The organism is Amycolatopsis kentuckyensis, from assembly GCF_041679295.1.
Taxonomy (GTDB): Bacteria; Actinomycetota; Actinomycetes; order Mycobacteriales; family Pseudonocardiaceae; genus Amycolatopsis; species Amycolatopsis kentuckyensis_A.
In genome coordinates this window covers 97,720-111,691 of record NZ_JBGDMD010000017.1, presented here as the reverse complement: position 1 = coordinate 111,691, position 13,972 = coordinate 97,720, and the positions used below count along the sequence as shown (strand labels likewise).

General features: G+C 73.2%; 12 protein-coding genes and 1 pseudogene. 2 read left to right on the top strand and 11 right to left on the bottom strand.

The genetic code is table 11. The features are described from left to right. Positions 1-2 precede the first annotated feature (2 nt). Complete coding sequence (locus ACERZO_RS46430) at positions 3-1,565, bottom strand: DNA polymerase Y family protein (protein WP_372672424.1); 1,563 nt, start codon at positions 1,563-1,565, stop codon at positions 3-5. A 358-nt stretch (positions 1,566-1,923) separates the two neighbouring features. Then, positions 1,924-2,568, bottom strand: a pseudogene (locus ACERZO_RS46425) (hypothetical protein); the annotation flags it as partial. A 229-nt stretch (positions 2,569-2,797) separates the two neighbouring features. Here ACERZO_RS46425 and ACERZO_RS46420 point away from each other — a divergent pair. Continuing rightward, complete coding sequence (locus tag ACERZO_RS46420; protein ID WP_372672379.1) at positions 2,798-3,265, top strand: GNAT family N-acetyltransferase; 468 nt, start codon at positions 2,798-2,800, stop codon at positions 3,263-3,265. Between the two features lie 68 nt (positions 3,266-3,333). Continuing rightward, positions 3,334-4,083, top strand: coding sequence for a hypothetical protein (locus ACERZO_RS46415; protein ID WP_372672378.1), 750 nt, complete (start codon positions 3,334-3,336; stop codon positions 4,081-4,083). On the opposite strand, the gene ACERZO_RS46410 is transcribed toward ACERZO_RS46415, so the two are convergent. From ACERZO_RS46410 to ACERZO_RS46370, 9 genes are all read right to left on the bottom strand, one after another. Then, a complete protein-coding gene (locus ACERZO_RS46410; protein WP_372672377.1) occupies positions 4,080-4,808 on the bottom strand; it encodes a hypothetical protein in 729 nt (242 codons plus the stop codon). The two genes, ACERZO_RS46415 and ACERZO_RS46410, sit on opposite strands and share 4 nt — an antisense overlap. A 28-nt stretch (positions 4,809-4,836) precedes the next feature. Next, positions 4,837-6,399: a bifunctional phosphoribosylaminoimidazolecarboxamide formyltransferase/IMP cyclohydrolase gene (purH, locus tag ACERZO_RS46405; protein ID WP_372672376.1), complete on the bottom strand. Its 1,563-nt coding sequence runs from the start codon at positions 6,397-6,399 to the stop codon at positions 4,837-4,839. Beyond that, complete coding sequence (purN, locus tag ACERZO_RS46400) at positions 6,389-7,006, bottom strand: phosphoribosylglycinamide formyltransferase (protein WP_086682300.1); 618 nt, start codon at positions 7,004-7,006, stop codon at positions 6,389-6,391. The genes purH and purN overlap by 11 nt, the downstream gene beginning before the upstream one ends. A 77-nt stretch (positions 7,007-7,083) precedes the next feature. Then, positions 7,084-8,538 (bottom strand): cell division protein PerM, encoded by a 1,455-nt coding sequence (locus ACERZO_RS46395; RefSeq protein ID WP_372672375.1) that lies wholly within the window; start codon positions 8,536-8,538, stop codon positions 7,084-7,086. A gap of 144 nt (positions 8,539-8,682) precedes the next feature. After that, complete coding sequence (locus ACERZO_RS46390; protein WP_372672374.1) at positions 8,683-9,465, bottom strand: DUF5336 domain-containing protein; 783 nt, start codon at positions 9,463-9,465, stop codon at positions 8,683-8,685. 207 nt (positions 9,466-9,672) lie between these two features. Next, entirely contained in the window at positions 9,673-10,563 is an 891-nt protein-coding gene (gene sucD / locus ACERZO_RS46385) for a succinate--CoA ligase subunit alpha (RefSeq protein ID WP_372672373.1), read from the bottom strand. Position 10,564: 1 nt separating this feature from the next. Continuing rightward, on the bottom strand, positions 10,565-11,734 hold the full coding sequence (gene sucC, locus ACERZO_RS46380; protein WP_372672372.1) for an ADP-forming succinate--CoA ligase subunit beta: 1,170 nt from the start codon (positions 11,732-11,734) through the stop codon (positions 10,565-10,567). 117 nt (positions 11,735-11,851) lie between these two features. Then, positions 11,852-12,184, bottom strand: a complete 333-nt coding sequence (locus tag ACERZO_RS46375; protein WP_372672371.1) for a hypothetical protein — start codon at positions 12,182-12,184, stop codon at positions 11,852-11,854. Then, positions 12,174-13,934 carry a hypothetical protein gene (locus tag ACERZO_RS46370; protein ID WP_372672370.1) on the bottom strand — a complete coding sequence of 587 codons (1,761 nt, stop codon included), beginning with the start codon at positions 13,932-13,934 and terminating at the stop codon, positions 12,174-12,176. The genes ACERZO_RS46375 and ACERZO_RS46370 overlap by 11 nt, the downstream gene beginning before the upstream one ends. Between the last annotated feature and the right edge of the window lie 38 nt (positions 13,935-13,972).

Here is a 13,972-nt window from a genome sequence, read left to right as displayed (position 1 = left end):
GCTCAGTCGTACACTCCCTCGACCGTCCACAGTGGATTTTCCGTGCCCGCGCAGTGCAGCAGCACCGCCTCGGGCGGGTCGTCCGGTTCGCCCGCGAGCAGCAGCTGCAGCCGCGCCCGGTGCGGGCCCGGTCTTCGGCGGTCGCCCGCCAGGGGCCACGGCCCCGCCCACCCCACGATCGCCCGCCGCGGACCGCCGGTGATGCTCAGCCCGTGCGGGACCGCCGTCAGCTGGTCGCGCGCCGTGATGCCGACCGGCGTGCCCTCGGCGTCGAACACCTGGGCCGGGACCGGGCGGTCGAGGACCGTCGCCGGGGACGGGGCCGGTAACCGTCCGGGCCACGTCGCTCCCGCCGGCGTCGACGGCTCGCGCGGGTCGCCCCACGGCACCAGCCGGACGCGGCCCGCCGGGTCGCGGCCGCCGTCGAGCAGCGGCGTCACCACGCCCTCCGGCCCGAGCAGGCCCTGGACGCGCACGAACGCCCGCGCCGCGCGCTCGTCCTCCTCTTCGGACCCGCCGTTCTGCCACAGGTCGAGCTGCAGCGACCGCCCCTCGACGACCTCCTCGGGCTCCAGCCGCAGCCGCACCACGCCGGACGTCGGGCGCTGCCCCGGTGCCGCGCGCAGCCAGCCTTCGAACTGCCAGCGCACGCGGTCGGCGACGCCGGCGGGCGTCAGCGGCTCCGCGCACCGCCACGCGCGGCCGAGGTGTTCGCCCTCTTCGGTGACCGCGTAGATGCCGAGCCGGGTGCAGGCCAGGCCGTGGCCGGCGAGCGCGGCGCAGAACCGCGTCGCGAGGCCCTTGGCGAGGAACGCGGCGACGTCCACCCGCTCGACGACCGGGTCGAACTCCTCGGTCAGCGTCAGCTCGGGTGGCGGGCTCCGGCGCAGCGGCGGCCGTTCGGACCGGCCCCGCGCCAGCCGGTGGGCCAGCACGCCGGCAGCGCCGAACCGGTTGACGACGTCGCGTTCCGGCAGCTCCGCGAACGCGCCGAGGGTGCGCAACCCGAGGCGCCGCAGCAGGTCGACGAGCTCCGCGCGGTCGGCACCGGGCTGGTCGAGCTCGGTGACGGGCAGCGGGGCGAGGAACTCGGCGACGCGCCCCGGCTCGACGAACTCCCCGCACCGCGCGGCGAGCGTCGCGGCGAAGAGCCCTTCGGCGACGCCGACCTGGCATTCGACGCCGGCTGCGGCGGACACCTCGTCGACGAGCCGTTCGACGAGCGCGTGCTCGCCGCCGAAGTACCCGGCGGCGCCGTCGACGGGGACGGCGACGAGCCCGGGCCGCACGACCTCGACCCCGACGACGAGCCCTTCGACCGCCCGCGCAACGGCTTCGAAGAGCCGCGCGTCCCGGCCGTCGTCGGCGGCGAAGACGGCGAGGTCCGGGCAGTTCGACTGCGCTTCCCGCCGCCGCATCCCCCGCCGGACGCCGTTGCGCCGGGCGCCGGCGTTGCTCGCGACGACGCGGTTCGCGCTGAAGACGGCGGCGGGCGCGGTGACGGGCACGCCACCGACGGCCGCCGCGGCGACGACGGGCCAGTCCGGGCACCAGAGGACGAGCATCCGGGTGGCGAGCTCGGCGGACCGCCGTTGCTCGGGGACGGTCACGCGGCCTCCCCGCGAGGAGTGCGGGAACGGCTCGCCAAGCCGGGTGATTGGGCAGTACACAGTGGACCGGCGGTGATCATGCAGTCGCCTCCTCGCGGAGGGGGATGGGAAGCGAATCCGCGGGGGACCCGGAAGCCGTGGCCGCGCGGCCGGAAAGCGGCGAGCCGGCGGCCGCGGGGACCGAACCGGGAGCAGCAGCCGAACCGGCACGGCCAGGAACCAAGCCCTTGGCACCGAGCGAGCCGGTAGCGGCGGAAGCAAGTCCGGCAGCCGCACCAGCGCTGCCCGCAATCCCGCCGGAAACACCCCGCCCACCGCCCGGACCGGGCAGCGCCAACGACGCCGTCACCGGGCGAGCCGCGGCCCCCCGGCCGCGGGCCCGCACTGTCACCTCCCGCTCGCGCAGGTGCCCGTAGCCGTCCTCAAGCCCAGCCCACGCCGAATACCGGCACGACAGCTCGACGTCGGCCCCCGGCCACGCGCCGAACGACAGCAGCACCGCCCCTCGGTGCCGGGCCCGGGCAGACAACCGCCGCGCCACGGCTGCCTGGACCGTCTCCGAGTGGACCGCCACCAGGTCGACCCCGTCGAGCAGCGCTGCCACCACCGCCGGGAGTTCCGCCCCCGGCCGCGGGACCAGCGCCACCCGGCCGAGGTCCACGCCGTACTCGGCCGCCGCCGCCAGCCCCAGCGACGGCATGCCGACCACGGCCGCCCACGACCCGGTGGCGGTCGCCTCGGCGAGCAACGCGAGCAGCAGCGACGTCCCCCCGTGGACCGCGACCGTGCTCCCGCGCCGGAGCCCGGCGGCCGGCAGCAGCCCGGCCAGCGCGGGGGCGACCGGGAGCACCCTTCCCGTCACCCGCGCACGCTCGGCCTGGGCCGCGACCCGGCTCGCCGTGCTGACCCCGGGCAGGGCCGCCAGCCGGGCCACCGGCGGCTCCACCACAGCGGTCACCGCACGCACCTCCCCACCACGGACTAGGCCGGCGGTCGGGCCTCTCCCAAAAACACGACCGACGGCACTGGTTCGCCGCGGGGAAGGCGGCGGTTCCACGTCGAACACTTGTTCGACGTGGACAAGTCAACCGCGAACCACCCGAGGTGTCAAGTCACCCACTAGTGGCTTCCCGCCCGGGAAACAAAGCAGTTGCCCACGCCGAACCCCGCTCGCTAGACACACTCCCGTGGAGCTCACCGAAGCCGGGCCCGAAGACTGCCCGGAACTGCTCGTCCTGCAACGCTGCTGCTGGGTCCAGGAGGCCGTCCTCAACGACACCCTCGACATCCCCGCGCTGCACGAAACCCTCGAAGACGTCCGCGACTGGACGAAGACCTGGTCGGTGTGGGTGCTGCGCGAGGACCACCGGCTGGTCGGCGCGGTGCGGGCCCGGCTCGAAGGCGACCGCTGGGAGCTGGGCCGCCTGATGGTCGCGCCGGACCTCGCCGGGCGCGGGCTCGGGAGGCGGCTGCTGGAGCACGCCGAAGCGCACGCGCCCGCCGAAGCGCGCCGGTTCGCGCTGTTCACCGGGGCCCGCAGCACCCGGAACATCACGCTCTACCAGCGGGCGGGTTACCGGCTCACCGACGCGCCCGAAGCCGACGGGCACATCAGCGGCGCGGTGTACTTGGAGAAGGACGTCACACTGCGCTAAAAACCCGGTCCGCCCGCCTGACGCTGCGGCGTCGGCTAGATTGCCCGGTGGACTTCTGGGGGTGGGCGATGACCAAACGGCCGGTTCTGTGGGTCGCCGGAGCGCTGGTCGCGGCGGGTGCGGTGGCGGCCGTCGTGCTGAGTGCGGGCGGCGGGGTGCCCGGCGCCAAAGCCGCCGCGCCCGGGCCGACGACGATGGGCGCCGAATGGCGCTCGTTCCGCGCCGACGTCACCGGGATCCGCCCCGGCCAGGACGACGTCAGCCTGTTCGTGCAGGTCGCGCTGCCCGGCAAGGATCCCGGCTGCGTCCGCGAGCCGCGCATCGAACAGGTCGTGGAGACCAAAACCGACGTGCGCGCCGACGTCGTCTATTCGACGCGGCCCGCGTCGGGCGGCTGCCAGGACAAGGTGCCCGCGGAGCTGCGGCTGACGACGTCGTCGCCGGTCGCGGACCGCACGGTGGTCCTCAACGGCGACAACGGCAACGCCTGGCACAAGCTCGGCGCCGGCTGGGGCCACTGCGCGCCCCAGGGCACCTGCGCCCCGCCCGCCGACCACTGCGACCCGGCGTGGATCGGCGCCGCGGTGTCCGCGACGGGCGCCGAGAGCGCGGGCACCACCCGCGCCTGCGACCCGGGCTGGCTGGTCCTCGACCTCCTGCTGCGCCAGACCGACCCGCCCGCCCGCGCGGTGTTCCGCTGGAGCGACACCGGCTGGACGTCGTTCGCGCAGGTCAAGACGGCCGGCTGCGCGGACATCCGGGCGGCGGACCCGAAGTTCCCGGTCGCGCTCTGCAAGACGCTGCCCGCGCCCGCCTAGCGCCCCAGCTTCTTGAGGACCTCCGCGCCGACCGCCTTCACCGCGTCGTCGGTCTCCTGCTGCGGCATCGGCGAGTTCGAGAAGAAGCCCTTGTCCCAGCCGGACACCTCGACGATGACGACCGTCGTGCCCTTCAGGATGTGCAGTTCCGACCCGCTGAACGCGCTCTGCGTCACGAGCCGGACCAGCGTCGCCTTGTCGCCGAGGCCCTTGACCTCCGTCGGCGGGACCGCCGGGGCGATCGGCTGGTACAGGTGGTTCGCCGAATCCCGCGCGTTCTCCCCGGAGTACGCCGTGAGCCGGACGCTCAACGTCGCGTCGCGGACGTTCTCATCCGGGCCGGGCTTCCAGCTGCAGTTGACCTGCTTCAGTCCGGGCACGTTCGCGGTGCCCGGGCCGCCCAGCGCGAAGCTCGGGAAACCCGCCTTCTCCAGGGTCTGGGCCGGCACCTGGCACTCGGCGGGCACCGGCGACGACGACGGTGCCGCGCCGGTGCTCTTGAAGTAGTCGCTCGCGAAGATCGCGCCCGGGATGCCCACGCCGAGCAGCACCACCACCGCGCCGACGATCCCGAGGACCAGCCCGGTCCGCTTCTTCTTCGGCGGCGGCATCGGCGCGCCGTAGCCGTAAGCGGGATAGCCCTGCGGCGGGTAGCCGGGCTGCTGGGGATAGTGCTGCCCGTAGCCCGGCTGTCCCTGCCCGTACGGCGGTGGTGGTTGCTGCATCGAGCCCTCCCTCTCGAAGCGCGCGGGATCAGTGCGCGAAGTGGCGCGTTCCCGTCAGGTACATCGTGACGCCCGCCTTCTCCGCGGCCGCGATCACCTCGGGGTCGCGGACCGAGCCGCCGGGCTGCACGACCGCGCGGACGCCCGCCTCGACCAGCACCTCCAGGCCGTCCGGGAACGGGAAGAACGCGTCCGACGCGCCGACCGAGCCCTTCGCCCGGTCGCCCGCCCGCGAGACTGCCAGCCGCGACGAGTCGACGCGGTTGACCTGGCCCATGCCGACGCCGACGGTCGCGCCGTCCGCGGCGAGCAGGATCGCGTTCGACTTCACCGCGCGCAGCGAGCGCCACGCGAACTCGAGGTCGCGCAGGGTCTGCTCGTCGGCCGGGGTGCCGGTGGCCAGCGTCCACGACGCCGGGTCGTCGCCGGGCGCGTTGATCGCGTCGACGGTCTGCACGAGCACGCCGCCGGAGATCTGGCGGAACTCGATCGGGGCCGGGCGCGCGATCTCCGGCAGCTTGAGCAGGCGGATGTTCTTCTTGCGCTGCAGGATCTCCAGCGCTTCGGCGTCGAAGTCCGGCGCCAGCACGACCTCGGTGAAGACCTCGGCGATCTGCTCCGCGGCCTCGCGGCTGACCGGCCGGTTCGTAGCGATGACGCCGCCGTAGGCCGAAACCGGGTCGCACGCGTGCGCCTTGCGGTGCGCCTCGGCGATGTCCGTGCCGACCGCGATGCCGCACGGGTTGGCGTGCTTGATGATCGCGACGGCGGGCTCGGCGAAGTCGAACGCGGCGCGGCGGGCGGCGTCGGTGTCGACGTAGTTGTTGTAGGACATGGCCTTGCCGTGCAGTTGCTCGGCGTGCGCGAGGCCGGCCCGGTGTCCCTTGTACAGCGCGGCCTTCTGGTGCGGGTTTTCGCCGTAGCGCAGCACTTCGCCGCGTTCCCAGCTGATGCCCGAAAACTCGGGGAAGCCGGAGTCGTCCGCAGGCGCGTACACGTTGGAGAACCAGGAAGCGACGGCGATGTCGTACGACGCCGTGTGCGCGTACGCCTGGGCCGCGAGGCGCTTGCGGTCGTTCAGGTCGAAGCCGCCGTCGGCGACGCGCTCGAGCACCCAGCCGTAGCGGGCCGGGTCGACGACGACCGCGACGCTGCCGTGGTTCTTCGCCGCCGCGCGGACCATGGCCGGACCGCCGATGTCGATGTTCTCGACGCAGTCCTCGGGGCTCGCGCCGGACGCGACGGTCTGCTCGAACGGGTACAGGTTCACGACCAGCAGGTCGAACGCCGCGATGTCCAGCTTGCGCAGCTGCTCGACGTGGTCGGGGTTGCCCTGGTCGGCGAGCAGGCCGGCGTGCACGCGCGGGTGCAGCGTCTTGACGCGGCCGTCGAGCGACTCGGGGAAGCCGGTGACGTCTTCGACCGGCGTGACCGGGACACCGGCGTCGGCGATGACCTTCGCCGTGCCGCCCGTGGAGACGATCTCGACGCCGGCCGCGTGCAGGCCGGTCGCGAGGTCCAGCAGGCCCGCCTTGTCCGAGACGCCGATCAGCGCCCGGCGGACCGGGCGCCGTCCCAGGTCAGTGCTCACGAAATGTCACCTTTCGTCCGTCCACGGTGCAGCCACCGCGGCCGAGTCGCTCGATCGTTTCCACCAAAAGCCTGCGCTCGACGGCCTTGATCCGTTCGTGCAGGACGTCTTCGGTGTCGTCGTGCTCCACGACGACGGCCTCCTGGGCGATGATCGGCCCGGTGTCGACCCCGGCGTCCGCGAAGTGCACGGTCGAGCCGGTGACCTTGACGCCGGCTTCGAGGGCGTCGCGGACCGCGTGCATCCCCGGGAACGACGGGAGCAGCGCCGGGTGCGTGTTGACCACGGTGAACCGGCCGAGGAACTGCTCGCCGAGGATCTTCATGAACCCGGCGGAGACGACCAGGTCGGGCTGGTAGGCCGCGACGGCTTCGGTCAGCGCCTTGTCCCAGGCGGCGCGGTCGGGGTGGTCGGCGACGCGGACCGTGAACGACGGGATGCTCACGCGTTCGGCGCGGGTCAGCGCTTCGATGCCGGTGCGGTCGGCGCCGACGGCGACGACCTTGGCCGGGAAGCCGGACCGCGCGGTGGCGTCCAGCACCGCCTGCAGGAGGGTGCCGGAGCCCGACGCGAGCACGACGAGCTTCACCGGGGTGGGCAGCTCCAACCGTTGAGACAGAGCGGGCTCCTTGCCGCGGGCGGTGCGCAGCCGGGCGCACGGCGCTTCACCAGGTCACGTCAACCCTAACGGTCGGTCTCGTCCGGCTCGACGTCGCCGCAGGTCTCGGTGCCTCCGGTCACAGCTTCGTCCTCGGCCGGGACGTCTTCGAGGCCGAGTTCGGCGTCGGCGTCGGCGTCGAACTCCGTGTCCTCGCCGGGTTCCTCGGTCTCTTCGGCTTCTTCGTCCTCTTCGGACGCTTCGGACGCTTCGAGTTCCTCGACGGCCTCGGCCGCTTCTTCGGCGTCGACCTCGTCGGCGTCTTCGAAGGCTTCGTTGTCCTCGAGGGCCTCCGGCGGCGCCGGCGGCTCGTGCTCGCCGGTGAAGAACGCGACGAACGAGCCCGGGATGACGATCCAGCAGAACGCGACCACCGACGCGACCCCGACCGGCACGCTCACCGGGTCGAACGGACCGTCGCCCAGCCGGCCGCCGGACAGCGTGCCCAGCAGGACGCAGCCGAGCGCGACCACCGCGCCGGCGACCGCGACCGCGCGGATGCGCTGCGCCGGGTCGGCGTCCACCTTGCGCAGCGACCAGCCGACCAGCGCGCCGGTCGCCGCGGGCAGCACCAGCAGCGCGGGCCACCACGCCGCGTGGTGTTCCGGCAGGCCGCCGAGCAGGGGGACGCCGGGTACGGCGCCGCCGCGGTAGCCGAACATCCCGACGGTCAGGTCGCCGATCGAGAACCCCGGGCCGGTGACGAACGAGAGCGTGGCCGCGACGGCGTTGGGCAGGTAGAGGACGGAAAGCAGGAACATCCCGAAGCTGCTGCCGAACCCGGGCTCGTACATGTCGGCCACCGTCCGCCAGGACAGCGCGGTCGCGACGGTGAACACGACGCCGCCGCAGGCCACCAGCACCGCGAGCCCGAGCGCGCCGGCCCGGACCCCGCGCACGGCGAGGGGGTCGACGCGCTCGGCGACGACCTCCGGCAACCCGCAGCACCAGACGATGCCCGCGCCCGCGGCCAGCGCGGCCAGCAGGCCGGGCACGGCGAACGCGACCAGCGGGTCGGCCGTCACCGGCGAGCCCTGCGCGCCGAGCGCGACGGCCAGCCCGAACAGCGCGTGCGCGCTCGCGATCGTGCCGAACACCGGCAGCGCTTCGCGGGGCGACCGGCAGCCGAGGCGCGTGGCGGCGCCGGCCGCCGTCCGCGCGGCCAGCGCGAGCGCGCCCAGTGTCGGCAGCAGCGGCAGCACCCCGATCGGGTGACCACCGAGGTCGAGGCGCACCTGGTGCGCGGCGAGCCAGCCGGGGCCGGCGGCCAGCAGCACGCCGGTGCCGGAGAAGACGGTGCGCTCGGCGGTGAGGGTGACCAGCGTCAGCACGGTCGCGACGGCGGCGTAGCCGGTGACCAGCGGGCCGAGGGCGGCGGCGAGCAACACCCGCACCCGCGCCGCCCGGGAGAGTTCGACGTCGGGTCCGAGGTCGCCCACCGGCTCCTCGCGGGAGTCGGTGAGCAGGTCCATGATCCGCACCCTGACATCCGCGCTGGTCCGACCGGGTGAGCCACGCCGCCGCCGGAGGGAGTGGGGAAGCTAACCCACCCGGTCGAGTAACCCCCGGAGTGCAAAACACCCGCTGTGACACTCAGCGTCACAGCGGGTGTTTCCGGAGGTGCGTCAGTTCGACTTGCCGAACCCGCCGGGCGGCGTGCCCGGGTTGTCCGACGGCGGCTGCTGGAAGAACGAGCCCTGCTGCGGGGCGTACGTCGTGGCCTGCTGCCCCGGCGGCGGCGTGGTCGACGGCGGGTTCGGCGAGCCGTACTGACCCTGCCCGAACGGGGCGTCCCCACCCGGGGTGACCGGCCCGTGCCCCGGCTGGCCGAACTGCTGGCCCTGCGGGCCCGGCTGCCCCTGCTGGCCGTACTGCTGCTGGCCGGGCTGGCCGAACTGGCCGCTGTAGGGCGCGGCGGCGGGCTTCGGCGCCGGCGGCTTGAGCACGTCGTAGTCGATCAGCAGCGCGGCGACCGCGGCGGCCATCTGCAGGATGCCCAGGATCAGGATGACGGTGACGATGCCGGGCGACGTCTGCATCCCGATCAGCTGGTCCAGGACGTAGAGCGCGCCGAGGACGCTGAACAGCGCCGCGAACGGCAGCGTCTTCGGGCCCTTCGGCAGCGCGTACATGGCGGCGAGCAGGCCGCCGCCCAGCAGGAACACGCCGCCGAGGCCGACGTCACCGGAGTCGGAGAAGCCGAGGAAGTACTGGACGACGCCGAACACCGCGACGCCGAGCGCGAGCATCAGCGGCAGGTTGTGCGTCAGGTTCGCGACACCCCCCGACTGCGCCTGGTGCGAGTGGGGCGGCTGCTGCTGCGCCGGGAAGCCACTGGACGGCGGTCCGGGGGGCTGCTGGCCGCCACCCTGCTGGGGGTAGCCGGGCCCACCGCTGGGGAAGGTCATCGGATGCACTCCTGTCGGTTCGACCGGCACTCCGGGGTACCAGGACACCCGGGGAAGACAAGGCGGCTCGTGTGCGCAGAACGCTAGCGCACTCCGAAGCCACCGACCCATCAGACGCGTGAATACCTCAGGAGGTTTCATCCCCAAACGAGGGAAGGCCGGGCACCCGTGTGGGTGCCCGGCCTCACCAGGAGTGATGCGTCAACCTCAGCCGAGGTTGTTGTACAGCTCACGCGCGAGGACGGCGGTCTCGCTCGGGGTCTTGCCGACCTTGACGCCGGCGGCCTCGAGGGCCTCCTTCTTCGCGGCGGCCGTGCCGGAGGAGCCCGACACGATGGCGCCCGCGTGGCCCATGGTCTTGCCCTCGGGCGCGGTGAAGCCCGCGACGTAGCCGACGACCGGCTTCGTCACGTTCTCCTTGATGTACGCCGCGGCGCGCTCTTCGGCGTCGCCGCCGATCTCGCCGATCATCACGATGACCTTGGTCTCGGGGTCCTGCTCGAACGCCGCGAGGGCGTCGATGTGGGTGGTCCCGATGATGGGGTCACCGCCGATGCCGACGGCGGTGGAGAAGCCGATGTCACGCAGCTCGTACATCATCTGGTAGGTCAGCGTGCCCGACTTCGACACGAGGCCGATGGCGCCGGCCTCGGTGATGTCGGCCGGGATGATGCCGGCGTTCGACTTGCCCGGGCTGATCACGCCGGGGCAGTTCGGGCCGATGATCCGGGTCTTGTTGCCCTTCGCGACGGCGTGCGCCCAGAAGTAGGCCGAGTCGTGCACCGGGATGCCCTCGGTGATGACGACGGCCAGCGGGATCTCGGCGTCGATCGCCTCGAGGACGGCGTCCTTGGCGAACTTCGGCGGCACGAAGATGACCGAGACGTCGGCGCCGGTCTCCTTGATGGCCTCCTCGACCGTGCCGAACACGGTGAGGTCCTTGCCCTCGATGGTGACGGTCTGGCCGGCCTTGCGGGCGTTGACGCCACCCACGATGTTCGTGCCGGACTTCAGCATCTTGGTCGCGTGCTTCGTGCCCTCGGAGCCGGTGAGCCCCTGGACGATGACCTTGCTGTTCTCGTTGATGAAGATCGACATCTCACGCACCTGCCGCGGCGAGCTCGGCAGCCTTGTCGGCCGCGTTGTCCATTGTGTCCACCACGGTGACCAGCGGGTGGTTCGCGTCCGCCAGGATCTTGCGACCCTCCACGACGTTGTTGCCGTCCAGGCGGACGACCAGCGGCTTGCTGGCCTCGTCGCCCAGGATCTTCAGGGCCTCGACGATGCCGTTCGCCACCGCGTCGCAGGCGGTGATGCCGCCGAAGACGTTGACGAAGACGCTCTTCACGTCGGTGTCGTTGAGGATGACGTCCAGCCCGGCCGCCATGACCTCGGCCGACGCGCCGCCGCCGATGTCGAGGAAGTTCGCCGGCTTCACGCCGCCGTGCTTCTCGCCCGCGTACGCCACGACGTCCAAAGTGGACATGACGAGGCCCGCGCCGTTGCCGATGATGCCGACCTGGCCGTCGAGCTTGACGTAGTTGAGGTTCTTGGCCTTGGCCTTCGCCTCGAGCGGGTTCTCCGCGTCCTTGTCCACCAGGGCCTCGTGGCCCGGCTGGCGGAAGTCGGCGTTCTCGTCGAGGGTGACCTTGCCGTCGAGGGCGATGATCTTGTCCTGCGGGTCGCGGACCAGCGGGTTGACCTCGACGAGGGTGGCGTCCTCGGAGACGAAGGTCTCCCAGAGCTTCACGACGACGTCGGCGGCTTCGTCGATGATCTCGGCCGGGAAGTTGCCGGCCTTCAGGATCTCGAGTGCCTTCGCCTTGTCGACCCCGGCGATCGCGTCGACCGGGATCTTCGCGAGCGCGTCGGGCCGCTCGACGGCGAGCTGCTCGATCTCCATGCCGCCCTCGGAGGACGCCATCGCCAGGAACGTGCGGTTCGCGCGGTCCAGCAGGAAGGAGAAGTAGTACTCGGACGCGATGTCCGAAGCTTCGGCCACGAGCACGCGACGCGTGATGTGGCCCTTGATGTCGAGGCCGAGGATGGCTTCCGCCTTCTCCTTCGCCTCGTCGGGCGTCTGGGCCAGCTTGACGCCGCCCGCCTTCCCGCGGCCGCCGACCTTCACCTGCGCCTTGACGACGACCTGGTTGCCGATCTGCTCCGCGGCGGTCTTGGCTTCTTCGGGGGTGCTAGCCACCGAGCCCGGCAGAACCGGTACTCCGTGGGCGGCGAAGAGATCCCTCGCCTGGTACTCGTAGAGGTCCACTACTCCAGTCTCCTGACGACACGCCACTGTGGTGGTCCGTTGCCGAACCGCGCTGTCGGACCAGTCGAGGTTAGCGACCTGCGCAGACGCCGGGGACTCCGCACCTGGTGAAGTCGGTCACCGTGCGCGGTCAGACGGTACGTCCACGGTGTGAGACCGCCCACCGCGCAACCATTCCACGGTCTTTTCGAGGTCTCCGCCGGCTTCGACGGTGAAGACGCGAACGCCGTTCAACGCTTCGGCGAGCCCGGGCGGCGGCCCGTCGCCGAGCACGCCGACGGCGTCCGGGTCCTCCTGTTCGGCGGTGCTCCGGAGCTGCTCGAGGGTGTCCAACGGACCGGCGTGGACGACTTCCATGCCTTCGTCGCGCAGGACGCGGCCCAGCGCGACGGCGGCCGGGTCGGGCTTCCCGAACTCGACGAGAAGCACCCGGAGGCGCTCACGGCTCACGGCGTCCCCCCGCTGCGGACAGGCCCGCCGCGACGAGCAGCGTCGCCACGGCGGCGAGGGTGACCCAGAAGCCGGTCGACGGGCTCGCGTCGCCGAGGGCGCCGCCGACGAGCGGCAGTTCGGCGGCGTGCAGCGCGGCGAGCAGGGCGGCCCCGGTCAGCAGGGCGGCCGCGGGCCCGGGCCGCGACCGCAGCGCGAGCGCCGCGGCACCGACGACGACCACGACGGTGGTCCACAGCCCCCACGAAGGCGTGTCGAGGTTCGACCAGAGGCCGGGTGCGACGTAGCCAGGCACGCTGAAGACGGGCAGCCCGAACCCCGCGACGGCCAGTACCGCGCCGGCGACGACCGGGGTGAGTACGCCCGCGTTGGGGGTGCCATCCCCGGCGGCGTCCTCGCGTTCGACGACCCCGGTCCCGACGGCGGCGAGCGCGGTCAGGGCGGCGAGCACGAGCGCGGCGAACGTCCAGGCGGCGCCGGCACCGAGGTCGTAGGTGAAGACGGGGGTGGCGCCGACGTCCGCCCCGCCGAAGCCGGCGAGGTTGCCGGCCTGGGTGGCGGTGAGCGCGGTGTTCAGGACGGCGGTGCCGGCCAGGACGATCCCGGCCCAGGCGACGCCGAGCACGGGCCGCGCTTTCGCGGCGGTCACCGGGACGAGCGTGAGCGCGGCGGTCACGGCGACGAGCAGGGCGGCGACGAGCAGGAACCACCGAGCGGGACTTTCGGCGGCGGCGGTGCTGGGAGCGGTGGCCCCGGGGTTGAGGGCGCTGACGGCGACCTGCGGCGCGAAGGTCCCGATCAGGGCGGCGACGGCGGTGGCGAGGCCGAGCGCGCCGGTCGTCAAGCGCCACCAGAAGACGCCGGGGATGGTGACGTCGCGTTCGGTGTTTTGGAGTTTTTCATTGAGCCGGGTGAAGGCGAGGCCGCCGACGAGGGCGGTGGCGACGAGCGCGAGGACGGGTCCCCAGGTGACGTGCAGATCTTGTCTCATCAGGCCGCCGAGGACGGGCGGCACGGCGACGGCTGCGGCACCGGCGGCGAGGCCGAGCAGCATGCCGCGGGCGGTGCTTTCGGAGGGAGCGGCGAGCGCGAGAGCGGCCCCGAGCGGCAGGGCGGCGGCGAGGAGGAGGTAGCCGCCGAGGGCGGGCCAGGGCCCTTCGAAGGCGGCGCGGGCGAGGAGGAAGCCGTTGTCGGAGGAAACGGGCGCGGTGAGCAGGCCGACCGACGCGGTGACGGCGAGCAGGGGGGCGAGCAGCCGCCAGCGCCGCCGTTCGGGTTCGTCGTCGTTCCGGCTGGCCCGCGCGGCGGCGATCCCGGCGGCCGCGGTGAGCACGTGCCCGGCGACAAGCAGCCAGAACCCGGCGCCGACGGCCGAGCCGCCGATGAAGCGGTCCGGGAAGTAGAGCTCCGGCCGGATGGCGAGGGGGGCGTTGACGGCGAACTGGAGGTCGAGGACCAACCGGCCGGGGGCCAGCGCGGCGAGGCCGAGGATGAGGCCGTTGGCGAGGGCGGGTCTTTTGCCGGCGAGCCCGGCGGCGGCCACGGCGGGGGCGAGAGCGAGGAGGGCGAGCCAGGGCCAACTGGCGAACCCGGGGGCGGCGGCCGGGGAGACGTGGGCGATGGCCGCGGCGGTGAGAGCTACGGCGCCGAGGGTGGCGAGGGTTACGGGGATGGTTGGTTTGGGGGGTTCGTCCTCGGCCCAGGTGGGGGTGGGGTCGGGCGCGGTGTTTTTGGGCCGGGGGGTGGTCACCGGGGCGGCCCCTGCGGGGCGAGGTGCGGCGGTGGCCG